General features: G+C 42.7%; 17 protein-coding genes and 2 pseudogenes. 9 read left to right on the forward strand and 10 right to left on the reverse strand.

Features of this window, described 5'->3' with window-relative positions:
- Positions 1 to 70 precede the first annotated feature (70 nt).
- Positions 71 to 1,651: a group II intron reverse transcriptase/maturase gene (locus tag V7L01_RS00935; protein WP_335031043.1), complete on the reverse strand. Its 1,581-nt coding sequence runs from the start codon at positions 1,649 to 1,651 to the stop codon at positions 71 to 73.
- A gap of 543 nt (positions 1,652 to 2,194) precedes the next feature.
- Positions 2,195 to 2,449, reverse strand: a complete 255-nt coding sequence (locus V7L01_RS00940) for a GNAT family N-acetyltransferase (RefSeq protein ID WP_335031045.1) — start codon at positions 2,447 to 2,449, stop codon at positions 2,195 to 2,197.
- Between the two features lie 54 nt (positions 2,450 to 2,503).
- Here V7L01_RS00940 and V7L01_RS00945 point away from each other — a divergent pair, with 54 nt between their 5' ends.
- Positions 2,504 to 4,384, forward strand: a complete 1,881-nt coding sequence (locus tag V7L01_RS00945) for an ABC transporter ATP-binding protein (RefSeq protein ID WP_335031047.1) — start codon at positions 2,504 to 2,506, stop codon at positions 4,382 to 4,384.
- 432 nt (positions 4,385 to 4,816) lie between these two features.
- Here V7L01_RS00945 and V7L01_RS00950 read toward each other — a convergent pair whose 3' ends face one another.
- From V7L01_RS00950 to V7L01_RS00960, 3 genes are all read right to left on the reverse strand, one after another.
- A complete protein-coding gene (locus tag V7L01_RS00950; RefSeq protein WP_335031049.1) occupies positions 4,817 to 5,467 on the reverse strand; it encodes an acetoacetate decarboxylase family protein in 651 nt (216 codons plus the stop codon).
- A 127-nt stretch (positions 5,468 to 5,594) separates the two neighbouring features.
- The gene (gene dnaK, locus V7L01_RS00955; protein ID WP_335031051.1) at positions 5,595 to 7,505 is read right to left on the reverse strand and encodes a molecular chaperone DnaK; all 1,911 of its coding nucleotides are present in this window, start codon (positions 7,503 to 7,505) and stop codon (positions 5,595 to 5,597) included.
- 441 nt (positions 7,506 to 7,946) lie between these two features.
- Complete coding sequence (locus V7L01_RS00960) at positions 7,947 to 8,765, reverse strand: SDR family oxidoreductase (protein WP_335031053.1); 819 nt, start codon at positions 8,763 to 8,765, stop codon at positions 7,947 to 7,949.
- 224 nt (positions 8,766 to 8,989) lie between these two features.
- Here V7L01_RS00960 and V7L01_RS00965 point away from each other — a divergent pair, with 224 nt between their 5' ends.
- The 3 genes from V7L01_RS00965 to V7L01_RS00975 all read left to right on the forward strand — a co-directional run bounded on the left by V7L01_RS00965 (position 8,990) and on the right by V7L01_RS00975 (position 13,802).
- Entirely contained in the window at positions 8,990 to 10,702 is a 1,713-nt protein-coding gene (locus tag V7L01_RS00965) for an ATP-binding protein (protein ID WP_335031055.1), read from the forward strand.
- Positions 10,703 to 10,901: 199 nt separating this feature from the next.
- Positions 10,902 to 12,362: a sensor histidine kinase gene (locus tag V7L01_RS00970; protein ID WP_335031057.1), complete on the forward strand. Its 1,461-nt coding sequence runs from the start codon at positions 10,902 to 10,904 to the stop codon at positions 12,360 to 12,362.
- A 771-nt stretch (positions 12,363 to 13,133) separates the two neighbouring features.
- Positions 13,134 to 13,802, forward strand: a complete 669-nt coding sequence (locus V7L01_RS00975) for an AIM24 family protein (protein ID WP_335031059.1) — start codon at positions 13,134 to 13,136, stop codon at positions 13,800 to 13,802.
- A gap of 230 nt (positions 13,803 to 14,032) precedes the next feature.
- Here V7L01_RS00975 and V7L01_RS00980 read toward each other — a convergent pair whose 3' ends face one another.
- From V7L01_RS00980 to V7L01_RS00990, 3 genes are all read right to left on the reverse strand, one after another.
- Positions 14,033 to 15,541, reverse strand: coding sequence for a DICT sensory domain-containing protein (locus V7L01_RS00980; protein WP_335031061.1), 1,509 nt, complete (start codon positions 15,539 to 15,541; stop codon positions 14,033 to 14,035).
- A gap of 277 nt (positions 15,542 to 15,818) precedes the next feature.
- A complete protein-coding gene (locus V7L01_RS00985) occupies positions 15,819 to 17,321 on the reverse strand; it encodes a UDP-N-acetylmuramoyl-L-alanyl-D-glutamate--2,6-diaminopimelate ligase (protein ID WP_335031062.1) in 1,503 nt (500 codons plus the stop codon).
- Positions 17,322 to 17,374: 53 nt separating this feature from the next.
- Positions 17,375 to 17,665, reverse strand: a complete 291-nt coding sequence (locus V7L01_RS00990; RefSeq protein ID WP_335031064.1) for a glutaredoxin family protein — start codon at positions 17,663 to 17,665, stop codon at positions 17,375 to 17,377.
- Between the two features lie 63 nt (positions 17,666 to 17,728).
- Here V7L01_RS00990 and V7L01_RS00995 point away from each other — a divergent pair, with 63 nt between their 5' ends.
- The 3 genes from V7L01_RS00995 to V7L01_RS01005 all read left to right on the forward strand — a co-directional run bounded on the left by V7L01_RS00995 (position 17,729) and on the right by V7L01_RS01005 (position 20,044).
- Positions 17,729 to 17,917: a DUF4089 domain-containing protein gene (locus V7L01_RS00995; RefSeq protein WP_335031066.1), complete on the forward strand. Its 189-nt coding sequence runs from the start codon at positions 17,729 to 17,731 to the stop codon at positions 17,915 to 17,917.
- Between the two features lie 102 nt (positions 17,918 to 18,019).
- Positions 18,020 to 18,646: a DUF4328 domain-containing protein gene (locus V7L01_RS01000; protein ID WP_335031068.1), complete on the forward strand. Its 627-nt coding sequence runs from the start codon at positions 18,020 to 18,022 to the stop codon at positions 18,644 to 18,646.
- A 9-nt stretch (positions 18,647 to 18,655) separates the two neighbouring features.
- Positions 18,656 to 20,044 (forward strand): AtzE family amidohydrolase, encoded by a 1,389-nt coding sequence (locus V7L01_RS01005; protein ID WP_335031070.1) that lies wholly within the window; start codon positions 18,656 to 18,658, stop codon positions 20,042 to 20,044.
- Positions 20,045 to 20,542: 498 nt separating this feature from the next.
- Here V7L01_RS01005 and V7L01_RS01010 read toward each other — a convergent pair whose 3' ends face one another.
- Both V7L01_RS01010 and V7L01_RS01015 read right to left on the reverse strand, forming a co-directional pair.
- A complete protein-coding gene (locus tag V7L01_RS01010) occupies positions 20,543 to 21,052 on the reverse strand; it encodes a GNAT family N-acetyltransferase (RefSeq protein ID WP_335031072.1) in 510 nt (169 codons plus the stop codon).
- On the reverse strand, positions 21,049 to 21,558 hold the full coding sequence (locus tag V7L01_RS01015; RefSeq protein WP_335031074.1) for a GNAT family N-acetyltransferase: 510 nt from the start codon (positions 21,556 to 21,558) through the stop codon (positions 21,049 to 21,051). Before V7L01_RS01015 ends, V7L01_RS01010 begins: the two co-directional genes overlap by 4 nt.
- A gap of 256 nt (positions 21,559 to 21,814) precedes the next feature.
- Between V7L01_RS01015 and nrdJ (V7L01_RS01020) the strand changes: the two are divergent.
- Positions 21,815 to 23,044, forward strand: a pseudogene (nrdJ, locus tag V7L01_RS01020) (ribonucleoside-triphosphate reductase, adenosylcobalamin-dependent); the annotation flags it as partial.
- 286 nt (positions 23,045 to 23,330) lie between these two features.
- A pseudogene (nrdJ, locus tag V7L01_RS01025) lies at positions 23,331 to 24,404 on the forward strand (ribonucleoside-triphosphate reductase, adenosylcobalamin-dependent); the annotation flags it as partial.
- Positions 24,405 to 24,724 lie beyond the last annotated feature (320 nt).

The raw sequence follows: 24,724 nt of genomic DNA on the forward strand, positions 1-24,724 counted from the left end.
GCTTCGGTTTCAATCAACGAACCGCACAATCTGGGCGTGCGACTTTCACCGCACCCAGCTTCCGATGTTCTCAGCTTGCGCTTTTGCTCATGTGTTTGTAATCGTGGCAACTCTCATGAATTGCTTCAAGATTATTTCTCTTCCAGTTGGCGTGATTTCCATCGATGTGATGCAGATGAATCCGTTCCTCATCAGTGAATTTCAAACCGCAGGAAGCACATTTATGGTTTTGCTTCTTAAGGGCTTTAGAGGTTTCACCGTCGTAGAGTTTACTGTTACGTTCGCTCCAGTAGGCAGTGTCTCCGTCGTAAGGGGATTTTATTCCTTTGACTGAGATGTGTTTGTTTTCGGAGTTAGGAACTGATGGGAACGCCTTTTTAACTAGCTTTTCGCTAGATTGGCGTGTCTGTTTTGATTCCTTGTTGAATACCTTGTAAGTTCTATGGCTTAGGAACCAAAGGGAATGCCTTGATCCGTCCATCTTACAGAACTTGTGGTAATTCCTCCAACCTCTAACTACCGGGGCTAGTTTCTCAGCCTTTGTGGTAGCACCATAATTCGAGTTGTTGACGATGTTTTTTACTTTCTTACGGAATGTTTTGAAGTTATCCACTGAGGGGGTACTTCTGAATCTTCCGTTTCTCTGGACTTTAAAGTGCCATCCGAGGAAATCAAACCCATCTGTCGTGGCGGTAACTTTGGTCTTCTTTTGGCTTACATTCATTCCGCGATGGCGGAGGAACTCGCTGATTCTTTCAAGTATTTCTGTTGCATCATCTTCGGGTCGGAGTATGATAACCATGTCATCCGCGTATCGGATTGATGGCTCGACAATTTTCTTTTCTGGAGTGTTGTCTGTGATACTTTTACCGCAGCTGTATTCGTTGTGGTATCTGTGTATACTCTCGATTCCGTTTAGCGCGATATTTGCTAATAGTGGGCTGACCACTCCCCCTTGAGGTGTTCCCTGTTCGGGGAATTCTGGGTTTACTCCAGCCTTGAGGCATCGGAATATTCCGAGTTTTAAGCCTTTAGGAGCAATGAGTTCATCCATTATTGCTGAGTGATTAATCCTGTCGAAGCACTTTTCAATATCGAGTTCGATTACTCGTTTTTCTATTCCTTTGCAGGAAGAGCGTAGGTTATTGTAGATGTATCTTTGTGCATCATGAGCAGAGCGCCCAGTTCTGAACCCGTAACTCCTGGCGTGGAAAGTGGCTTCGTGTGCTGGTTCGAGTGCGTATTTTGCGAGGCATTGCCAAGCTCTATCTGCGATGGTTGGTATTTTTAGCATTCTGGTTGTCCCGTCCTTTTTGGGGATGGGGATTTCCCGTAGTCCTTGATGTTTCCAATTTCCGTTGTTCATTTTCAGTAGTTCTTCAAGGTTGAAGCGTTCTTCAAATGAGAGGGATTTCTTCCCATCAATACCAGCCGTCTTTTTACCAGCATTTAGCTGAGATACTTGTCTAATTGCAAGAAATCGAGCCGAGGTAGATTTTAGAATAAGCTTTTGGAGTAACCTAGCTTTCCGCTTGTCTCCAACTTGAACAGCTTTAAATACGCGCTTTTGAAGGCGGAAAAGATTTCTGCGGAATTTCTTCCACGGTAATGCTCTCCAAGATTCACTAGTATGTTTACTGTGTCTAATCATTTTCTCTTCTAGAGTTTGTATTTTCTGAACACCTCAGACCAATTACGGTCTGTCCTACCCGAATCAGAGGAGTTCCGTATCTCGTCTTACCTACCTGGGGTTCGACTTTCCCCAAGACCTTTGATTCGTTTTTATTCGTTCCCTCGGTGAGATTGATTGTTCCGTTAGATGTAGCCAATTCAACTACTGGATTCCCTAGACTCTTTGCCGATACTATGGAATTGTTCGGCGGGAATGCACTCCAGTGAGGTCAGGGGGTTTTGCGTTGCGCCCTGCCTGCTGGTAAGTCGCTTTTATAGGCTCTGTTTCATCATGGGAACTCCCTGTTAGCGCCAGTGTCAACCCGCAACGGTCGTCTGATTGCACCCTGTTCCCAGCTTCACTCTACAAGAACCGAGCTTGTTCGGTGTGGGCAGATAAGGAGTCAATTCTGAGTCTGAATGGTAGGGCTTTCACCTACATCAAACCGAGAGTTCAGCCTTTAGTGACAGTAATCTGCTGTCAGACTGGATTAGTTATTTACGGACTGAATGCCGTGATTCACTAATCAACGAATCGCACTTCCATTACAGCCCACACACCAAAACCGTGCTGTTGCCAGTGTGTAATAAAAAATTGTAATATTTCCTGGGTGACTTCTTTGACCCAATCTTTAGGTATAGCCCCTCTAGGTGAATACCTCATAACTGCTGGGTTGCTCGAAATGGGAGCAAGTTCATCTAGGTCTTGAGGAGTATAGGGTCTTAGTAATAGTCTTGCAGTTTCTATCTCAGGCATGGTATCAGAGTAGGAAGACAAACGCTACTTTAAACAAGCGTATTTTTTTACAAACATTAATATAATGCTCTTACTATGAGCATCTACCAATCTCTCAAAAAATCTTATACGCAACATCGTCGGAGTGAAAATGACTGGCGGTTGTTTTTGCGTTTAGTGCCTTATGCGCGTCGTAGCGGACGACTGTTAACGCTGTCGATGTGCCTACTCGTACCGCTGGCGCTAGCTAATGCCGTACAACCACTGTTGATTGGCCAAGCTATCTCCCTGATTCGCAATGAACCAAGCACTTACGAATTTCTCAGGAATCGCCCCTTGTCAGAAGGGTTAAATATCCTAGAGGGATTATTAGTGATTGCGATCGCAATCGGATTGATTTTGACAGGTTTCCAAGGTTATATAGTCCAAAAGCTAGGGCAACAAATTACCGCAGCAATTCGCCAAGACTTATTCCAGCATGTGACATCTCTAGCAGTACGCTTTTTTGACCGCACGCCCGTAGGTAAATTAATTACCAGAATCACCAGCGATGTGGAAGTGTTAGGCGATGTCTTTTCTACTGGGGCAATTGGCATAGTGTCCAATTTGTTTTCCATGCTGGTGACTTTGGGTTTCATGTTTTCCATTCAATGGCAACTCACTTGCTTGCTGCTATTGATGCTGATACCAGTTAGCTGGGTGATTGTTTCCTTGCAGAAACAGTACCGCCAAGCCAATTACAAAGGTCGGGAAGAACTTTCTATACTGAACTCACAACTACAAGAAAATGTACTTGGCATTAACGTAGTGCAGTTGTTCCGCAGAGAAAAATTTAATGCTGAATTGTTTCGCGCCACGAACCAACAGTACACTCAGCAAATGGATAAAACCATCTTTTATGATGCAGCGGTTTCAGCAACCTTGGAATGGATTGGACTGATTGCGATCGCAGGTGTTTTGTTGTTGGGTGGTTGGTTACTGTTGGGAAAAAGCTTGACTTTTGGAATATTATCTGCATTTGTCTTGTATGCCCAGCGATTATTCGATCCTTTAAGAGATTTTGCGGAAAAATTTACGGTAATTCAAGCTGGTTTCACAGCCATTGAACGCGTAGGCGATGTATTAGATGAACCGATAGAAATCCGCGATCGCGCCAATGTGCGCTTCTCAATATTTGATGCTAAATTCGGTTATATAGATGAGATACTTGCAAATCTAGAATCCCCAGACCTGACTTCCCCGCCTGAACTAGGAGAAATTCGCTTCGAGCGCGTCTGGTTTGCTTACAAAAATGATGATTACGTAATTAAAGACTTAGATTTTACCATTCATCCCGGTGAAAAAGTGGCATTAGTCGGCCCCACAGGTGCGGGTAAAACTTCGATCATCCGTCTTTTGTGCCGCCTCTACGAACCCACCCAAGGACGCATTCTCATAGATGGCGTTGATATTCGAGAGGTACCACAGGCAGAACTGCGGCGTTACATGGCAGTAATTCTACAAGAAGGGTTTTTGTTTGCTGGCGATGTAAAAAGCAACATTTCTTTAGGAGATGGTTATACCATTGAACAAATTCAACAAGCAGCAGAAGAAACCAACATTGCCCAGTTTATAGAAGAACTACCCCAAGGCTACGATACTCAACTTCGAGAACGGGGTACAAATATTTCTAGTGGTCAAAAGCAACTTTTAGCCTTTGCGCGGGCTGCCATTCGCAATCCTCAAATTTTGGTACTAGATGAAGCTACCGCGAGTTTGGATGTTGGTACAGAAGCTTTAGTTCAAGAGGCATTAAACCAGCTTTTGCTCAGACGTACCGCCATTATTATCGCTCATCGCTTGTCTACAATTCGCAATGTAGACCGGATTTTTGTTCTAAAGCGCGGCGAATTAATCGAACAGGGAAGTCACGAGCAACTACTAGAACAAGGAGGGCTTTACGCCACCTTGCATAACTTGCAGATGTTGGGAACTTAGGATATTCTCAGAATAATAATCCCAAGTTTGAGATTAGATTATCAATTTATTAGATAAATCAGGAATTTTGTTATTAAAAAAAACCCTACTATTGATTAATAGTAGGGCAAATTTTTTAATTTTGTCGTTTTCTCAAGCTTGCTAATTAAGTAAACATTTCAATTTAAAAAATTGCTAGATATTACATACAATTAATAATTGCCAGATAGACCATCTAATCTATCCCTCATACTTTCAAGCCTTCAGCTTATGTTTACTTTTTTAGGTATATATAGAGCTACAAAATTAAAATCCCCGATTCCGGATTATGCCCTCAATATATTAAAAGCAACTTGATGTCAGATAATTGTAAGCTGGGTTGAACGTAGTGAAACCCAACCTACATTTCCTTGTTCAATCAAATCTCTTGCCTTCATGGGACAGGCTTGCCTTCTACCTTACCGCCAAAGGCGGCGTTGATTGACCTACTACTTTTGGCGCATCAACTCGCAAACTCATCTGCTCGCAACGCACAGTTAACCAAGGCTGACCTAAACCTATTCCAGAAAAAGGACTTTCGGCGGGGATTTCTAATTTAGAACCAATCAAACCCAACACAGACTCAAATTCAGCAGGGAATATTAGCAAATCAGCACCCTTGGCGCTGAAAGCAGAGGCACTTAACCACTGTCTCCATGCCAAACTTTGTTGATTATATTTAAGACTACACAGCTTCTGGTTTCCCTGATGCACAGTAACATGCTTTCCTTGTTCCCAGGTAAATTCAGCTAGTTCCTTTGGTAGCCCCCAAATTTCTCGACCGCCAGCCATCGAATCAGCATTATCTACATAAATGTGAGAAATCCAACCACCGATTTTCCTTTGGTAATTAACCACAGCTGGGGCAATAATTAACTCGCTGTACTCCAGTACCGAGCCTGACCCATAATTAGATAAATAGACGCTAGCGAGAGTTTTACCAGGCCATACAGAAATAATTTCTAACTCTAAGGGAATCAAAGGGCGCACTTGGTCAATATTTACCAAATGCAGAGTTTGAATCGCATAGCCCTGAAGTGTCCAAGGTGCTTGTGGATATGGCATAAGAGATTAACCGGACTTTATATAATTCGTAACTCCGAACTCCTAAAAAAAAATCCCCACTCAGGGGTTTGCCTGAGTGGGTAATATGAGGTGGGACAAGATAATCTTCCCAAAAGAAGTAGGGAAATTATTTGCTCTCTGTAAAGTCAGCGTCAATCACATCGTCGCCGCTACCTGAACTAGAAGTAGAACCACCACCACCATCTTGAGGTTCAGCACCAGGTGTAGCACCACCACCAGCTTGTTGATAGATGTTGCTACCTACAGCAAATAGCGCTTGTTGCAATTCTGGGGTAAGCTTCTTGATTTGCTCATCGTCTTCTTTAGCAACTGCTTCCCGCAGTTCTTTCACCAAACCTTCAACTTTGGTCTTGTCAGCAGCGGGAACTTTATCGCCCAATTCTTGTAGCTGCTTCTCAGCTTGGTATGCCAAGGAGTCGGCTTGGTTCTTGCGTTCAATCTTCTCACGCCGCTCTTTGTCAGATGAAGCGTTTTGTTCGGCTTCTCTTACCATCCGGTCAACATCATTTTTATCCAGAGTGGAAGCGCCGGTGATGCTGATGGACTGTTCTTTACCAGTGCCTTTATCCTTAGCAGTCACGTTAAGGATACCGTTAGCGTCAATATCGAAGACCACTTCAATTTGAGGAACGCCACGTGGTGCAGGAGGAATACCATCAAGGCGGAAGGTTCCCAAACTCTTGTTATCGTTAGAGAATTCGCGTTCACCTTGAAGGACGTGAATTTCTACGTTGGTTTGTCCATCCACAGCAGTGGAGAAGACTTCCGATTTCTTGGTGGGAATTGTTGTATTGCGGGGGATAATTTTGGTCATCACGCCGCCCAATGTTTCCACACCCAAAGATAGCGGTGTCACATCTAACAGCAAGATGCCAGTTACATCACCAGCCAGTACCCCAGCTTGAATAGCTGCACCAACTGCTACGACTTCATCAGGGTTCACGCTTTGGTTGGGGTCTTTACCCAATACCTGCTTCACAATCTGCTGTACAGCAGGAATGCGGGTAGAACCACCAACTAATACCACTTCATCAATATCGCCTTTGTTTAACTTGGCATCCCGAAGGGCGTTTTCCACAGGAACACGACAACGGTCGATTAAGTCGGAGCAAAGTTCTTCAAACTGAGCGCGAGTCAGCGTTGTATCCAGGTGCTTGGGGCCATCCTGGGTAGCAGTGATAAATGGCAGGTTAATTTCTGCTTGAGTGACGCTAGAAAGCTCAATTTTGGCTTTTTCTGCGGCTTCAGTCAGACGTTGTAAGGCTTGTTTGTCTTTCCGCAGGTCAATACCTTCGGCTTTCTTGAACTTATCAGCTAAGAAGTCAACTATTTTTTTATCGAAGTCGTCACCACCAAGATGAGTATCACCAGATGTGGCTAGTACTTCAAAAACTCCATCTCCTACTTCCAGCACGGATACGTCGAAGGTACCACCACCAAGGTCAAATACGAGGATGGTTTCGTTACTCTTCTTGTCAAATCCGTATGCCAGAGAAGCAGCGGTAGGCTCGTTGATAATCCGTAAAACTTCAATCCCGGCAATTTTCCCAGCGTCTTTTGTCGCTTGCCGTTGGGAGTCGTTGAAGTATGCGGGAACGGTGATTACAGCTTGGGTTACGGTTTCGCCCAAGTATTTGCTGGCATCTTCAACTAGTTTGCGAAGAACTTTTGCAGAAATTTCTTCAGGAGCAAATGCTTTACCAGCGATTGGACAATCTAATTTGACATTGCCGTTATTGCTGAGGACTTTGTAAGAAACTTCCGTAGCTTCGTTACTCACTTCGTCGTAGCGGCGTCCGATGAAGCGTTTGACTGAGTAAAACGTATTTTCTGTGTTCATCACCGCTTGGCGTTTGGCGATTTGACCAACCAAGTTGTCGCCATTTTTCGCAAATGCTACTACTGAGGGCGTTGTCCGAAAACCTTCAGCATTAGCAATTACTGTGGGTTTCCCACCTTCCATCACTGCCACGCAGGAGTTCGTTGTTCCTAAGTCAATTCCAACTACTTTTGCCATTTTAGGTGCTGGCTCCGTATAACTACAAATGAATGAATGAATGAGAATATAAAGGACTAAATTTTGAACCAACCGGGTCAATAAGTCAGCCAGTTCAGCATCAATACCTTTGATTTGGCTTTTCTGGGGTTAAAACTCCAGATTATGCTGATATATATACTGAAGCTTAGTGTTAGCCAGTCCATGAAGGGTGGTTTCCCGAACCTTGCTTAGGACGGTTAAACTACCTAAATAGTTTTTTTAGTTGTTTCATGGATTTATTGCCTTCACTCTGTCTAATGTATGGGAATTAATACTTTCAGTAATTAGGGTGAACCGTAACGCTAGAGTGGTGTTTGCCGTCTTTAGAGGTAATAAACTACAGAAATACTGAGAATTGGGGATTGGGAATTGGGGATTGGGCATGGGGCACTGGATAAAATATGACTCAGCACTTAGCACTCACTCAAGCCCAGAGAAAAGAGTTTCCCAGCCAATCACAGGCGGTCTTTGTCCCTGGTTGACGATTTCAAAAATTTTCCTAGAAGTACTTGGGTGAACAAGGCATTCCACACAAGCGTTTGCTACATCAATCCGGCTGGTATCACCCGAAAGTGTATCCCCTGTACCTACTACCACACCGTATTTACCCCCTGTTTTTGCCTTCAGGAGGGTGTTGAGGTCGTATGAGGTATATGGCCCGTCAATGAGGCGTCCTGGGCGGATGATGGTGTAGGGCAATCCTGAATTAATAATGGACTCCTCGCCCTTCTGTTTGGCATCCAACACGCCAAAAGCATTAAGAATACTAAAAGGAAACTGATTTTTACGCTCAATTCCACAGGAAGAGACGAAAACGAATCGCTTCAAATTCCGGGGTGCTGCTGCTACTAGGTTACTTACACCTTGGGCATCGACCTTTGCCGGACTATTTTTTGCTTTTGCTTCACTAGATTTGGGGTTAAGGAAAGTTATTCCCCATTCAATCAAGTTCGGGGATTGCTCAAACTCCCATCGCGCAGAGGGAAAGGCAGTGGTTCCAGTACAACTAATGATGTGGCTTATATCTTGCGTTGCGGCTGGCAGTGTAGCTGGCTGGCGGATGTCACCAACGGCAATTTCCACTCTTTGGTTAAACATTTCTTCGGCTTTTGCGGCATTGCGTGTCAGGACACGAACCTTCAAACCCTTTTCTAGTAACTTGCCTACTACCAGTTGCCCCACTCCACCAGTAGCACCAGCAACTAGTACCAAATCTTCAACTGAATTAAAAGAAGTCATAAATTGCCTTTAAGATGGTCTATTGTTAATCTACTCAAAAAATGCGATCGCCTACGGCAGGGAGTAGCCTATCGCACATCGCTAAAAGAAACCCAGATTAAAGATTTTGCTAATGGCTGTTGACTCTGTAGCTTTCAGGCACACATGTGGGAATTTTAAAATCAGGGCAAACTCCCGAAAACTGATTCAGCACAGTAGCCAGCACTTGAGGTTTCGAGCAAGGAATGAAAATTAGTCAAAAATTAATTTCGGGTATTCTAGGAATGGCTACTCTGTCAGTAATAATTGGTGGGATTAGTGCTCATCAACAATTGAAAGTAGCTAAGTATCTTGCTCAACAAGAGGCTGAAGAAGTTGCTGGATTACTGGGATATTTGGTAAGTCATGAACTTGAATACCACGAAATGCGATCGCGTGAAAAAATGCTAGCCCATTTGCAACAGCATGTAGAATCGCTACACAAGCAACGTCAGCGGGATCTGGAGATTGTAGACCGTAATAAAATCATTCTGGCAGATGTAGTTGCAGAAGATATCGGTACGCGATTAGAGCACGATCGCAATAATGAAGTTGGTAGAACTATTCATGATGGTATACCCAGAACATATATTGAGACCAGTCCTGAGTACCCAAAGGGGATTCGATTGATTGCTGTTCCTTTCAAGACTGGTAAGGGTGAAATAATTGGTGCAGTCATTCTGGAATATACACCGCTTTATGAAACAGCCCTAGCAACAGCCCAAAAAAATATTGTTGCCACTTCTGTCATTAGTTTGGCATGTGGCATACTGTCACTATCAGTAGCTTATTTAATCTCTAGAAGCATCTCAAAACCAATTAAACAACTCCAGGAAGCTGTGGTAAATCTGGCTGAAGGTAAGCTGGATACCAGAGTTAATATTCGCTCTCAGGATGAAATTGGCGAGTTAGCTACCTCGTTCAACAAAATGGCAGACGATCTGCAACATTCTAGAGATGAGTTGGTCAATGCCAACGAACAACTACGAGACGAGATTATTGAGCGTCAGCAAGCAGAAGCAGAACTTCAGAAAGCTCTGAAAGAGCTGCAAAAAACCCAAATTCAATTAATTCAATCTGAAAAAATGTCGAGTTTGGGTCAACTAGTGGCGGGAGTTGCCCATGAAATCAACAATCCGGTTAATTTTATCTACGGTAACATCCAGTACACTGATGATTACAGCCAAAAGATGCTGTTTTTAATTAAGCTTTATCAGAAACATTACCCTAACCCAGAGCCAGAAATTCAAAAGGCTAACGAAGAAGCAGATATTGAGTACCTAACAGAAGATTTGCCTAAGATGTTAACCTCAATGAAGATGGGGGCTAAACGCATCCGGGAAATTGTTCTCAGTCTCCGAATTTTCTCTCGCTTAGATGAAGCTGAGTTTAAAACAGCTGATTTGCATGAAGGAATCGACAGTACGCTGTTAATTTTGCAACACCGGCTTAAGGCACAAACTAATCGTCCTCAAATTCAAGTAGTCAAAGAATATGGTGAAATACCTAAGATTCAGTGTTTTGCAGGGCAAATGAATCAGGTATTTATGAACCTCTTGGCAAATGCTATCGATGCTTTAGAAGAGTGTTTCCAAAAAGAACTTTGTCCAAATCCCTTGATTCGCATTTCTTCTGAACAGGTAAATGAAAATGTCGTCATTCGGATTATTGATAATGGATCGGGAATTCCAGAAGCAATCCAGTCGCGTTTATTTGACCCTTTTTTCACCACAAAACCAGTTGGTAAGGGAACTGGTATGGGATTATCGATCGGCTACCAGATAATTACTGAAAAACATGGTGGATCTTTGCAATGCATTTCATCACCGGGACAAGGTGCAGAGTTTGTAATTGCAATCCCGATTCGAGAAGCGAAATCAGCACAATCATCAATCTGCGATCGCCATGCCTATCGGTAAAAGTCAACGCAAGAGTTTTTCAGCCCATAAGTACGTAGGCGTAGCCCGTCGTAGACATCGCACTTAGAGGGGAAATTGCGCCCGAATTGTTCGGTTCTACCACTGTCATCAGTACACGAATAGCTATAACCTCTTAAGTAGTAGTGAAATGTCTACCCTAGACGCTGTTAGTCGCTCTTGAATTAAGGGGTGAAAGCCTGTGTACAAATGGATATTGCCAAGTCTGAGCGAAATCTTGGCTGAAAATCAATCAAGTGTAGCTGAATGTTCACCTGCTAAAGCAGAGCGGCAGTGGCGTGTCAGCCTAGCAGCGACAGAACATTTGCTATTAAATACTTTAGCAGCTGCTTCAGCTGACACAACTCAAGGATTAGTTTTAGCTGCACCAGCACCTTTATTTAGTCAGCCAAAAGTAACTCAAAGCTTACAAACAGTAACTTTTACGGCAAAACCATTTAATCCCTTGGCGCTGATGCCATTTCAGATGCCAGATGCAATCGCGTCTGTAAATGAAGAAATTGCTCCCCATGAATCGGTACTTCCCTTATTAGCTGCCGATCCGCTGGGAACAGAACAGTTTTGCTTGGTTTTTACAGATAAATTTAGATTAGTACTGGTTTTAGCAACACACAAAAACGGTAAAAAAACCTTTTCATTCTCTTTTGAGCCAGAAGTTGTACAACAGGCTTGGCGATCGCTAGGAGCAAGGGTAATGCTCGCTAATCCAGAGTTTTTTGCCCGCCTGGATGCATTAGTACAACAGTATTCTCCGGTAGCACCAGATTGCCGGATCGTGATTCAGTTTAGCCAGTTGTTGCTTCAGGAATTAACAGAAGCAGAAGAGACTAGGGACTCTTTACTAGGGACTGGGGACAAGGAGGACAAGGAGAATAACCCATGCCCAATGTCCAATGCCCAAACCTCAAATCCTGATGTGGAATTGCTCCAAGCCTTTGCTCATGAAGTTCGCACACCTTTAACGACTATTCGCACCATGACTCGTCTGCTGCTGAAGCGGCGAGACTTAGATGCCAGCGCGATCAATCGCTTAAAAGTTATCGATCACGAGTGTACTGAGCAAATCGATCGCATGGAATTGCTGTTTAAGGCAGCAGAACTGGAAACTACTGCTTCAGCAAAACCATCAAAGACTCAACTCACGCCGATGTCTTTAGATCAAGTGTTGCAGCAAAGCATTCCCCGTTGGGAACAAGCAGCGCATCGGCGGAACTTAACTTTAAATGTTGTTTTACCCCAGCAACTACCAACTGTGGTAAGTAATCCTATGATGCTGGATCAGGTACTCACTGGTTTGATAGAGAATTTCACTCGCAGCTTACCTGCTGGTAGTCATATTCAAGTACAAGTTATCCCAGCTGGAGATCAACTGAAGTTACAATTATCGCCCCAATTCGGCTGCAAAGATTCCAATAAAGCCGCCACGCCTGCAACGCCACCAATTCGCAAAGCGCTTGGTCAACTGCTGATGTTTCAACCAGAAACGGGTACGATTAGTTTAAATATCGCCGCAACAAAGCATTTGTTTCAGGCGATCGGTGGCAAACTGATTGTGCGCCAGCGTCCACACTATGGGGAAGTTTTGACGATTTTCCTGCCTTTAGAAGTTAGCAATAAACAGAAGTCAGCAGTTAAAACTTAGGAATTAAGAGCCATCAACTATTTTTGAAAATTATCGAAACAAGGTATGGGGTGTAGGGGAAAGACGAAATGCCCCATACCCCATTCAGTTAAGCACATTTATCTGTTAAGGCAGGCAGGGGGAGCAGGGGAAGCAGGGGGAGAGAATAAAAGCTAACTGTATTGCCCCATACCCTACAAGGTAAAAGCCCCTATTTTTAAATATGGAAAAAATAAATAAAGATGTGTTTCGGGATACGTAGTGCGTAGAAATACGACATCCATAGTTGAAACCCATAATTAAAATTATGGGGTTCCTGAACCTGCAACCCTATCCCCTACAGCTTCTTCATAAGAATTAACCTAAATTAACGTGAGTTCAACAAACGTCTCCCTGCCTTGAACTTGACTTCAAGTCTGTCCCTCTCCGAGTCGGAGAGGGACAGGTTTTACGTAGTAAAACCAGGGAGAGGTCTTTTTACTCGGCTAATTTATACGGACACAATCTAATACGTATAAATTACGTAAAGCTAAACAGTAATTCTGTATAAATAAGCATAGTAATAAAACCTTGACTTGTGTGAAAAGTCGGGCATATATCACCTAAGATTTTATATTTCATTAAGTTGACATATTTCTCTGAACACAGATAATTCATTTTCATCAAATAGACTTTCTTTAGCAATCTGATTAAATTTTCTGACTTGCCATCTGTAAAAATAAATGTCAAAAATGTAGAGAAATTCTGATTAAAAGCCAAGTATACATTTCTACAAAAATCAAAAGAAAAATTATGGCAAGTTTTGAAATAATAGAACGAGAAAGTTTACGTTTAGTTAAGGTAACTTTGCAAAACGAAACAGTCCGAACTGAATCTGGTGCTATGTACTATATACGTGGCAACATTCAGATGCAATCTAAAGCCCCTTCAGCAGGTGGATTTTTAAAATCCCTAGCCACGGGAGAAAACATTTTCCGTCCTACATATACAGGTACAGGTGAATTATATTTAGAGCCTTCTTTATCGGGATATCACATTCTAGAATTAGATGGTAGTGAATGGATTTTAGATAGTGGTGCTTATTGGGCCAGTGATGGCACTATAGAAGTAGGAGTTGAACGAAACAAATTTGTATCAGGCTTAATTGGCGGCGAGGGCTTGTTTCAAACAAAAGTCAAAGGTAGGGGTAGAGTGGTTATGGCAGCACAAGGCCCTGTAGAAATAATAAATTTGCAAAATGAGCGATTAGTTGTCGATGGAAATTTTGCGATCGCTCGCACAAATACCTTAAATTATCGCGTTGAAAAAGCTACCAAATCTCTTTTAGGTTCGATGTCCTCTGGTGAATTCCTCGTTAATACTTTTGAGGGAACTGGTACTGTATTGCTGGCTCCTATACCTTATTGGCAAGTCATGATGCTCCGCCAAATCACTGCCGCGCTACCAAAAACTTCTAGCTAACAATCATCGGTAAGCTTAACTCATCCTACGGCTAGCAAAAGATCATAAGTCTTTCTGGCACGCCTTTGCGATCGCTCGTTTTCTTGAATTGCTGTGGGTAAATCTAGTCATTTGTCATTAATCATTAGTGCCAATAACCAATGACAAATGACAAATGACTAAAAATTTTCATAATTCAAACAGGATTGCTATAGCACCAAAAAGTTAACTCAGGGGATAATCATAACTTATCAATCATTTTCTATTGCGATCGCTCTTGGGATATTGCCAACACTTGCCAGTTGTACTGTAAAGGTAGAACCTTCATATAATTTACTTTTCACAGAAATAGATCCGCCAGAGCGCAGCAGCAATTGCTGTACAATTGTTAACCCCAACCCAGCACCACCATAATCTTCAGTTGTTGATGTACGCACGCGATAAAACCGATCGAAGATTTTGGGAAGATCGCTTTCGGCAATACCCATACCTGTGTCGCGGAATTCTAATTGGACATAATCGCCTTGAGCACGGGCACGCACCCATACTTGACCACCATTAGGGGTAAACTTAATGCTGTTATGCAGCAGATTAATCACAATTTGCCTCAGACCACCGCTCACGCACCAAACAGATGGGAGTTCAGTTGGTACAGTGTAGGCTAGCATAATCCCTTTTTCTTGGGCTAGAGGTTGGTAGGTACTGGCTACTCCAGGCACAATATCTGAGAGACGCACCGACTCTAAAGCTGTTCCTTCTAAATTACGTTCCAGTTGCACCAGTTCCAACAAACCAGTAATCAGGGAATTTTGCTGATCGCACTGGGTATTTAACATCTGTAAATAACGTTGTCGCTGGGGGGGTTTAAGATTAGGGGAATTCAATAACGAAAGTGCTGTCTTCATGTGCGTCAAGGGTGTACGCAATTCCTGACAGACATTTCTTAAGTATTCATCTTTGAGTTGCTCTTTGTTTTGCAGTTCTTGATTTTGCTGCTGCAACTTGGTGGTGCGTACTGTGATGATTTGACGATTAATTTCATCTTGTCGCAAGAGTTGTTTTGCAAACAGTTGATTCATCAGTGCGCCTTGGGGCGCAGTTGGACAAATAAAATCAACAGGTATTGGGGATGATTCTGGCGTAATCGCTTGTTCTATACCATCTAATACTTGCTGAATTACTCTTCCCTCAAGAGTGTTTATAATCAGCAATGGCTGGTTTTTATTAGTATTTACCTTCCCCGATGTTGTCTTATTTTTGCGTTTTTTAAGTGGTCGATGAGCCAAAATTAAACTGCAAAACTGGGGCGATAACACCATCAGAAAGTTTTCCCGTCGCATTTGGCTATCTGGTGATAGGTAAACGGGGATGTGATGGGAAGATGAAAAGGATGAGGCAGATGAGGGAGATGAGGCAGATGAGGAGGTATTTAACCTTCCCTCTCCCTTGTTTCCCCCTACTTCCCCACCTTCCCCTGCTTCTTCATCTCCCTCTTTCCCACTCTCTTCAATCTGGCAAGTATAAACAAGACTAGACGCGCCTACCGAGGATTGATAACGCGCTAATTCTGATTGCCAAATTTTTTCTGGTGGTAGCTTCACCCATACAGTGGCTGCAATTTGCTGCTCAATTAGTAAGTCAATTTGCGCTCTCACCAGTGATAGCAGAATAGCAGGACTGAGGGACAATGGTTTAGGAGGCACTTGCACTCCCATAACCAGTTGATAAACAGACAGATCCTTAGCCAAAGAAACATTCATGAGTCAAGCACAAAAAGAATGAAGCAAGAAATAATTCTGTCTTCGATTTTCACCTTTATGCGTGCATTTTTTACAAAATCTCCACGGAAAAAAATATTAACTATGAAAAATTCTACGCACAGGGGGCAGGGAGCAGGGGGATGGAAAAGAGGAATTGGGGCAGGGTGAGCTTTGCAGGGGAAAAGTTTCCCCTTTTCCCCCTGCTCCCCTGCTTCTTCATTCCCCTCTGCACCCTGCACCCTGCCCCTCTGCCTCTTTTCAATGCCCAATGCTCAAATTAACGTTGTATCTTGAGTCTTTCGTGTAAAGCGTCGCGTGCGTGTTCTCGGTCGTCAAAATGGATTTTTTCAGTGCCGAGAATTTGATAGTCTTCGTGACCTTTACCAGCAAGCAACACTCCATCTCCGGGTTGTGCTTGTAAAATAGCGGTACGAATTGCGATCGCTCGATCGCAAATTACAGTTGGCTGAACTGTGTCAGGGATTCCCGCTAAAATATCTTGCAAAATCCGTTCTGGGTCTTCAGTCCGAGGATTATCTGATGTCACCACTGCAACATCAGCTAACTCAGCCGCAATTTTACCCATTTTTGGGCGCTTAGTGCGATCGCGATCGCCTCCACAACCAAACACGCAAATCACTTTTCCAGGTATAAACGGACGTGCAGCTTTCAGCAGATTTTCTAAACTATCGGGTGTGTGGGCATAATCCACAATTACGCTAATATCTTGGTCAGAACTAATCTGTACCCGTTCCATCCGTCCGGGAACTCCGGGAAACTCAGGTATTACAGAGGCTACTAACTGCAAATCTAGCCCTAAGTGTAAAACTGCTCCTACAGCTGCGAGAAGATTTTCTAAATTATATTGTCCAACTAGAGGCGATTGAAAAGCTACGTCACCTTTTGGTGTATGTAATGTACCACTGACACCATTCGGCTGGTAACTTAAATCACTCATCCATAAATCGGCGCTGTTGTCGTTGACACTGTAACTCCAAACGCGTTCGGAATCTAACGAGGCAATTAACCGCTTCCCGTAAGAATCATCAGCATTAATTATTGCCCGTCCTTTGAGATAATCAGGGCTAAATAACAACGCTTTGGCAGCAAAGTAATCTTCCATATCGGTGTGATAGTCGAGATGGTCTTGGGTAAGATTACTGAACACGGCTACATCAAATTGACAACCCAACACTCTACCTTGAGCCAAAGCGTGAGAACTTACTTCCATCACCCCGAACTCACTACCAGCCTTTACAGCCTCTGCTAGCTGCTGTTGCAGTTCTACGGCAAAGGGTGTAGTGTGGGCAGCAGTTTGCTCAAAACCTGCCCAACGAGTGTAGAGAGTTCCCATCAAAGCTGTAGCTAGATTAGCTTTAACGAGCAGAAATTCAATCAGATGAGTTGTTGTAGTTTTGCCATTTGTACCAGTTACACCCACCAGCTTGAGTTTTTGTCCCGGATAACCGTAAAAAGCACTAGCTATCTGGGCACAAGCTTGAGTTATGTTACTTGCACTGATTACCACAGCCTCATTTGTGGGAGGATTTTTTTGTGCAGCTTCAGGAGAAACGATCGCAGCTACAGCCCCCGATGCGATCGCACTTTGCCAAAATTCCCCACCATCAACCCGCGTTCCTGGCATCCCAATAAACAAATCTCCCACGCGACAAGCATGGGAATTCGTCTTCAAACCCCTAACTTCCACATCCTCCAAATTAGGATGGCTAGGCAATTGTTCTACACTGTCTACCGCCGTTAGTAATTCCCGCAATTTCATCTTGTGAACCTCGTCACCTTCTTGATCTTGCGCTTATTCTGCATTATTTTTTTCTAATTGGCTAAATACTTACGCAACATTTGCTCCAACTGCTGCACGCTAGCACGAGGTGAAGGACGCGGCAATGGTTTCTCACTCCCCTTTTCATCCTCTGCGTCCTCTGCGCCTCTGCGGTTCGATAAATAAAGTACGGGCACTTCATACTGATACTCAGCAAACCAATCTTCACGAGTCGTAATATCCCTAATTTCCAACTCGAAACTGAGATTTTGGATTTGTTCTAGCTTTTCTTGCAAGCCTTCACATAAATGACAATCGGGTTTACTGTATAAAATTAATCTCATTGTTTATTTAAGAAGTTATAAGTTTAGAATAACGAACCGCAGAGACGCAGAGGACGCAGAGAGATGAGAAGGGAAGGGTTTGATGTGGGTGAGTATGTCGATCAAATGGCGTTATTGTTGGATTTAGAGATAAGAGATGAGTATCGTGATGGGGTGGTGGCAAATTTTGAGAGAATTAGTGCGATCGCTAATTTGGTAAATTCTTTCCCTTTAGCGGAAGAAATTGAAGTAGCACCAATATTTGAACCATAATCGCTTCAAAAATAGCTATGTTAATGTTTTAGTAATTTTACTGAGTTTGCAATATAACTAACAATACTAAGATATTGACCGACTATACCTTGAAAAGATCGTATGAATAATTTCAATGCTACTAGTTCATTGAAGTCTGCGGGTGTCGGTAGATTGTTGGTGCGGTTGCTTTGGGTGGTGTTAGGATTTGGTATTGTTTCTACGCTATTATCCTTGTTGGAAGTAATAGCAAAGCCAGTTTATCGGCTACTTGCTTCTCTTGATGGACTAGTATCAATAGTTTCGTTTTTTATCAATTTAATTTCAATCGTTGTTTTTATGATTTGGCTATATCGTCTCCATGCCGATTTAAGGAATCTCTTCAAAGAATATCCGATTACGCCAGGAGGGGCGATCGCACGATTTTTAATTCCTATATATAGCTTTTGGGGAATAGCCAACACCTTGTCTACTTTTGCCGATCGATTTAAAGTGGAAGGTGGTGATTTAACAAGTTTGAGTGAAGAAGTGCGATCGTTAATCGGGCCGCTATATGGTTTTATGATCGGGTCAAATATTTTAAATCGGATCGCTCTTAAAGAAGCTGTTAAAAATCCTGAAGATGAATTTCTGCCCTTTTGGTTTTTATTCTCTTGTATTTTAGATTTAGGTCTTACCGCTATTTTGCTACAACTAGCAAAAACTATGCGAACTGCTATTATTCAAAAAGCTAAACGCGCTATCTATTAATATTTCAGCATGAATTTTGATTCAGCCGATGCCATAACAATATCAACTGCTGTACGCGAAGGTGAAGTTAGCGCAGTAGAAGTTACTAAAACTGCATTAGCAGCAATAGCAACGCGGAATCATCTATTCAATTGTTTTACGACTATAACTGCTGAGACAGCTTTAACGGATGCAGCCCGGATTGACAGGGAAATTGCCCAAGGTAATAATCCTGGAATCCTTGCTGGTGTGCCTTTTGCGGTGAAAAATCTCTTCGATGTCGCAGGTTTAACAACTCTGGCGGGATCGAAAATCAATGCAGAAAACCCAGCAGCAAGCCTTGATGCAACCGCAGTAGCGAAGCTGAAACAAGCGGGTGCTGTGCTAATTGGCGCTTTGAATATGGATGAGTACGCCTATGGGTTTGTGACGGAAAACTCTCATTACGGTGTTACTCACAACCCCCACGATTTACAGCGAGTTGCTGGTGGTTCATCGGGTGGTTCGGCGGCGGCTGTTGCTGCTGGGTTAGTACCGTTGACGCTGGGTTCTGATACTAATGGTTCAATTCGCGTTCCGGCGGCGTTGTGTGGCGTTTTTGGTTTTAAGCCGACTTATGGAAGGTTATCTCGTGCTGGGGTAGCTTTATTTTCTAGCAGTTTTGACCACATTGGCCCTTTTGCGCGTTCGGTGCAGGATATCGCTACGGTGTTCGATCTGCTTCAAGGAGAAGACGATCGCGATCCAGTTTGTACAAAGCGTCCGCCTCAATTGGTTTTATCACAACTCAAACAAGATATTTCTGATATCAGAATTGCAGTTGCTGCTGATTATTTCACCCAAGGTGCAGAACTGGAAGCTTTAGCAGCAGTCCAAAAAGTAGCTGATGCAATGAAAGTCACTGAATACGTAACCATACCAGAAGCACACCGCGCCCGTGCAGCAGCTTTTGTGATTACAGCTAGCGAGGGCGCAAATCTGCATTTGGATAAATTGCGATCGCGTCTTCAAGATTTTGATTCAGCAACACGCGATCGCTTTTTAGCTGGGGCGTTAATTCCTAGTAGCTGGTATCTCCAAGCACAACGCTTTAGAAAATGGTATCGCGATCGCGTTCGGGAAGTCTTTCAAAATGTGGATGTGATTCTCGCCCCAACTACACCAATTTCCGCACCCTTAATCGGTCAACAAACCATGATTTTGGATGGCGAAGAAATCCTTGTTCGTCCTCATTTAGGGTTATTTACTCAACCATTATCTTTTATTGGCTTACCCGTTTTATCAGTACCAATTCAGCGCCCAAATGCTTTACCTTTAGGTGTGCAATTGATAGCAGCACCATATAATGAAGCATTAATTTTACGGGTTGCGGCGGCGTTAGAGGCAAAGGGTATAGTTTCAGCAACCCCTAATTCGTGAAACTTGATGTTGGGTGTTGCAGGTCTATTGCTGAAGCAAAAACAGAACAAACAAAAATAAATTACACAAATCATCTTTGATCTCACAGCCGTTCTGTCATCTTAAGCTGTTGTTATAGATGCTCAAGCTGTGATTACAAACGCTCATGATGTCATAAGTAAACTTGAAGCTGTAGTTAATACAGCTTAAGCATTAATTATAAATACTCATGATTTTATAAATAAAATTAAAGTTGTAGTTAACACAACTTAAGCTGTGGTTATGAATGCTCAAACTGTCATTAAGAACCTATTTATAAAGTAAATATTAAGTATGGTGTGTTATGACTGTATCACAGCCACTGACCCCACCCCCAGCCCCTCCCCGCAGGCGGGGTGGGGTTCTTAAGGTTTAATAAGTAATCAAGCGGACATTGTATAACGCACCATTTCAGATATACCGCACACAAAATATAGAAATTAACAACTGTTGATTGTAAATATCTACGCAGGAATAATACTATACTCCATCAAAAGCAGCTGGATAAACAACCTTTCCCTTATACCTTTTTTGATAACTTTGCAGTGTTTTAACCATGAAAACATCCTCTGGTACTGGAAAAGGAGACTCGATTTCATAAACAACAGAAGGCTGAAAGCCAAAGCGAGTATAAAATTCGGGATGACCTAGTACAATTACTATGGCTTCTTTCTTTGCCTCTGCTATTTCTAACCCCGCTTTTATTAGTGCGCTACCAATACCCTGTCTTTGAAATTGTGGATGAACTGCCAAAGGTGCTAAACCGAGAACCTGTAGTGTTTCTTCGCCCACCAGTTCAATATAGCTGAATAAAATATGACCGACTACAACATTTTCAAACTCTGCAACCAGAGAAAGTTCGGGAATATAGCGGTCAGAAGAGCGAATTTCCTCTACAAGTTTAGCCTCGTTTTCTTGCCCAAAAGCTAATGTATTCACCTCAGCTATTACTGTGTAGTCTGAGAAAGTTTCACAACGGATATCGATCATTTTAAAACTAATTCCATAAAAACCCAGTTTGCTCGATGTTCTAAAGGAATCTCTGCTTTTTCTAAATACGGCTCGATATCCTGAAAGCCACATACACGATAAAGTGTATGTGCTTCCTTTGCAAAAGGGGCGCTGTCTAAACGAATCTTTGAGTAACCAATGTTAGAAGCTTCATTGATGATAGTTTCTATTAATGCTCTACCTATTCCTTTTTTGCGAAATTCTGGTCTTACATACATCCTTTTAATTTCGCCAATATCTTCACCAATTTTTCGCAAGCAAGCGCAGCCGGCTATTTTTGCCTCGTATTGTCCCAAAAGTAAGCGTCCTGAAGGGGGTATAAATTCGTGAAGTTGAGCCATATATTGTTCAAAGAATGTATTCACATCTAAATTAATGCTGAACTGATGGCTGAATATCAACTTAGTCTCGTTAAAATATTCCCAAAACAGTTCTTGTATATGAGATTTATGTTCGTCAGTCTCTACCTGCATAATTTTCAGCAAAGTTTATGCCTCCGCTAAGTAATTGAATAAAAATCGGTATAAAGAGAATTTACTTATAAGTAATTTGTGCTAATTAAAACTGAATATTGAGATCCTACCCAAGGGTGAGGGACATTATACATCATAAATTTATGTCGCAAATAGTACGGCCTATAGCTAGCGTAAAGTGGACAATTTGACAATCTTTAATACTCAAACCACTTGGCGTATAGTCATAATCTGTCCGCACGCAACAAGAACGCAAGACACTTAATATATGGTTCGAGAGCTAGAAAGAAAACGCCAGAGTGCAAAGTTTCCCGAAACAGCACCGGCTGCGAATCCCGTATTTTTTAGAACCTATAGCCGCCGCACAAAGGCGGGACTAAGGGAAACATGGGATGAGGTATGCGATCGCACTCTACTCGGCTTAGTTGAGTTGGGAAAGCTAACTCAAGAAGAAGCTGCCATACTGGATAAGATGCAGCGCAACTTGAAAGCTATGCCCAGTGGACGCTGGCTATGGGTTGGTGGCACAGACTGGATAACCAAACCAAAGAACTTTTCCGGCGCTTATAATTGCACCTCTACTAATCTCGAAGACTGGAGTGCCTTCGGATTAATGATGGATTTGGCAATGATGGGCTGTGGTACTGGAGCCGTCTTAGAACCACAATTTATTAACCAGTTGCCCGCCATCCGCAATCAACTGAATGTCACTGTACAAGGTGAGATTGGCAGCACTCCTGTGCAATTACGACGTGAATATACTCAAACTCATATAGAAGGCAATAACGTCACTATTCACGTTGGAGATAGCCGTGAAGGTTGGGTTGAATCATATCAAGCCCTATTGGAACTCTCCACTAACGAACAATTTTCAGCAGAAGTTGAAGTATTAGTTGATATCAGCGATGTCCGAAAAGCGGGAGAAACTCTCAACGGCTTTGGAGGAGTTGCTAATCCTGTAAAATTACCCGGACTTTATCAACGTTGTGCATCCATTCTGAATAAAGCTGTAGGACGACAATTAAATTCAGTTGAATGCTGTTTGTTAATCGATCAAGGTGCGGTAACAATTGTTGCCGGCAACATTAGGCGCTCAGCTGGCATGAGGCAAGGTTCTAGCGAAGATAGTTTGTTCGCCGATGCCAAAGATAACTTATGGCAGCAAGATGAAAATGGCAATTGGCGAATCGATCCAGAGCGCGATGCACTCAGGATGGCAAACCATACCAGAGTTTTTCACCGCAAACCCACCTTAGAAGAATGTGTTGGTGCTGTCCGCAAACAATATTACAGCGGTGAGGGAGCGATTCAATGGGCTGGTGAAGCCGTAGCGCGATCGAACATTGATTTGCTGCCAACACAAGCTCTAAAAGTTGAGTTTTTGCAAGCTTATGAACAAGGAACAGCAAAACAGTGGTTAGAAGAACGTTATTCAAATCTTGATGCTAATGAGTTAGAACATCGTCTAGCTCGCTATGGGCTAAATCCGTGTGGTAAGTGATTTTGCCTCACGTTAAAAACCTCGCAAAAACGGGGAAAGCTGAGATGCTAATCCCGTGGTAATCAAAGGAATTAAAAAGTCTTTGACACCGTACAGCGTAGAGAGTGAAACTAGATTACATGTAAAATTGTTCTCTAGAATATAATCTCTCCAAGAGTGCGGGGGTGGATGTGAAAAACACTTTTATTATCTGAAGTCACATCTGCAAAAGGTACGCGGAGCTACTGCAAATAATCAAGCAGTAGAACTAGGGGATAAAAAGCCTCTAGGGTAACAAAGAAAGGAAATCATCGGTAGTAACTTCCACTGCAATTTGTCAGAGGTTCACCTTAATCAAATCGACCCACGTAACTATAAAGAACAAGAGGAGGCTTTCACTGCTGGGGCGCTATCTGTCGCAGCACTTTTAAACCACAAATTCCTGGAACCACGCTATCAATACAGCCGGGAATTAGACCCGATTGTGGGAGTTTCTTTTACAGGTTTATTTGATTTCTTTGTCCATGCTTTTGGTGTTGATTGGCTGCGCTGGTGGGAACAAGGAAGACCGGCTACTGCACAAGGATTAGCTTTCAAGCGTGAGGAAGAAAAATATCTAAGTTTCTGGAAAGATATTGTACATCGGGTAGTTTGGGATTACTGCGATCGCCACAATTTCAAGCGTCCAAATCGTTGCACTACAGTTCAACCTAGTGGCACGAAAGCATTGTTAACTAATGCTAGTTCAGGATGGCATCCCCCGAAAGCGCAAAGATTTATTCGCCGTATCACCTTTGGCAAAAATGATCCAGTAGCCTTAGCTTGTATTGACTATGGTTACAACGTCATTCCCTCTCAATCAGATAAAGATGAACAGGGCAATTTGCTCAACGATCCCTTTGATTCACGGGTGAGTGAGTGGTTAGTAGAAATTCCTGTTTCTGTATCTTGGGCTGATTTACCAGGGGCTGATGAAATTGATGTTTCTAAGTTTTCAGTCTTAGCCCAATTTGATTTTGTCCTCCAGGTTCAACGTTGGTATGTGACTCACAACACATCAGCTACTTTGGAACTGCGTTCTGATGAAATCGAATCTTTAGGACAGCGGATCTACGAAACTATTCAGAGTGATGAGGGATATATTTCAGCAGCCCTTTTAGCTCGTTTTGATGACCTGCAATCATTCCCACGTCTGCCATTTGAACCAATAGACAAACCAACCTACGAGCGCCTGAACAGAGAGGTGAAAGCACGGCGCAAAACAGATGATTTCTGTGCAGTCTTAAGCCGCTACGATTTAGGTGAAATGTCAGAGGCTGGCCCTAGTGGTTGTGATTCTGATAAGTGTATGTTTCCCGATCAGCAACCAAGCTCATAAGGCGAAATAACATCAACTTAGGTTAGGCAATATTTATCTATTACAATAAAAAGCAGTGGTTTAATATGAAATTAAACCACTGCTTTTTATATGAATTTAAATTATCCCTTTTAACTCAATACGCTTGGGTTAAGCGCTACTTGTACAAAAACGTGGGTTTTGAGACGCGATAAATCGCCGTCTCTACAAGTGTTTTGGTCTTATCTGAACTGTATTGTCTTTTTAGTTCTTTCTTTCTTCGTGTCCTTTGCGTCCTTTGTGGTTCGTTTTTCTTCCTTCCTTCTTGTAGTTAGGTTTAGCGCATCTTCATACAGAATTGG

Source organism: Nostoc sp. (genome assembly GCF_036917095.1).
In the GTDB taxonomy this organism is placed as follows: Bacteria; Cyanobacteriota; Cyanobacteriia; order Cyanobacteriales; family Nostocaceae; genus Nostoc.

Coding starts and splice junctions, on each gene's coding strand:
- V7L01_RS00935 (WP_335031043.1), bottom strand. CDS start 1,651: ATGATTAGACACAGTAAACATACTAGTGAATCTTGGAGAGCATTACCG.
- V7L01_RS00945 (WP_335031047.1), top strand. CDS start 2,504: ATGAGCATCTACCAATCTCTCAAAAAATCTTATACGCAACATCGTCGG.
- V7L01_RS00950 (WP_335031049.1), bottom strand. CDS start 5,467: ATGCCATATCCACAAGCACCTTGGACACTTCAGGGCTATGCGATTCAA.
- dnaK (WP_335031051.1), bottom strand. CDS start 7,505: ATGGCAAAAGTAGTTGGAATTGACTTAGGAACAACGAACTCCTGCGTG.
- V7L01_RS00960 (WP_335031053.1), bottom strand. CDS start 8,765: ATGACTTCTTTTAATTCAGTTGAAGATTTGGTACTAGTTGCTGGTGCT.
- V7L01_RS00965 (WP_335031055.1), top strand. CDS start 8,990: ATGAAAATTAGTCAAAAATTAATTTCGGGTATTCTAGGAATGGCTACT.
- V7L01_RS00975 (WP_335031059.1), top strand. CDS start 13,134: ATGGCAAGTTTTGAAATAATAGAACGAGAAAGTTTACGTTTAGTTAAG.
- V7L01_RS00980 (WP_335031061.1), bottom strand. CDS start 15,541: ATGAATGTTTCTTTGGCTAAGGATCTGTCTGTTTATCAACTGGTTATG.
- V7L01_RS00985 (WP_335031062.1), bottom strand. CDS start 17,321: ATGAAATTGCGGGAATTACTAACGGCGGTAGACAGTGTAGAACAATTG.
- V7L01_RS00990 (WP_335031064.1), bottom strand. CDS start 17,665: ATGAGATTAATTTTATACAGTAAACCCGATTGTCATTTATGTGAAGGC.
- V7L01_RS00995 (WP_335031066.1), top strand. CDS start 17,729: ATGAGAAGGGAAGGGTTTGATGTGGGTGAGTATGTCGATCAAATGGCG.
- V7L01_RS01000 (WP_335031068.1), top strand. CDS start 18,020: ATGAATAATTTCAATGCTACTAGTTCATTGAAGTCTGCGGGTGTCGGT.
- V7L01_RS01005 (WP_335031070.1), top strand. CDS start 18,656: ATGAATTTTGATTCAGCCGATGCCATAACAATATCAACTGCTGTACGC.
- V7L01_RS01010 (WP_335031072.1), bottom strand. CDS start 21,052: ATGATCGATATCCGTTGTGAAACTTTCTCAGACTACACAGTAATAGCT.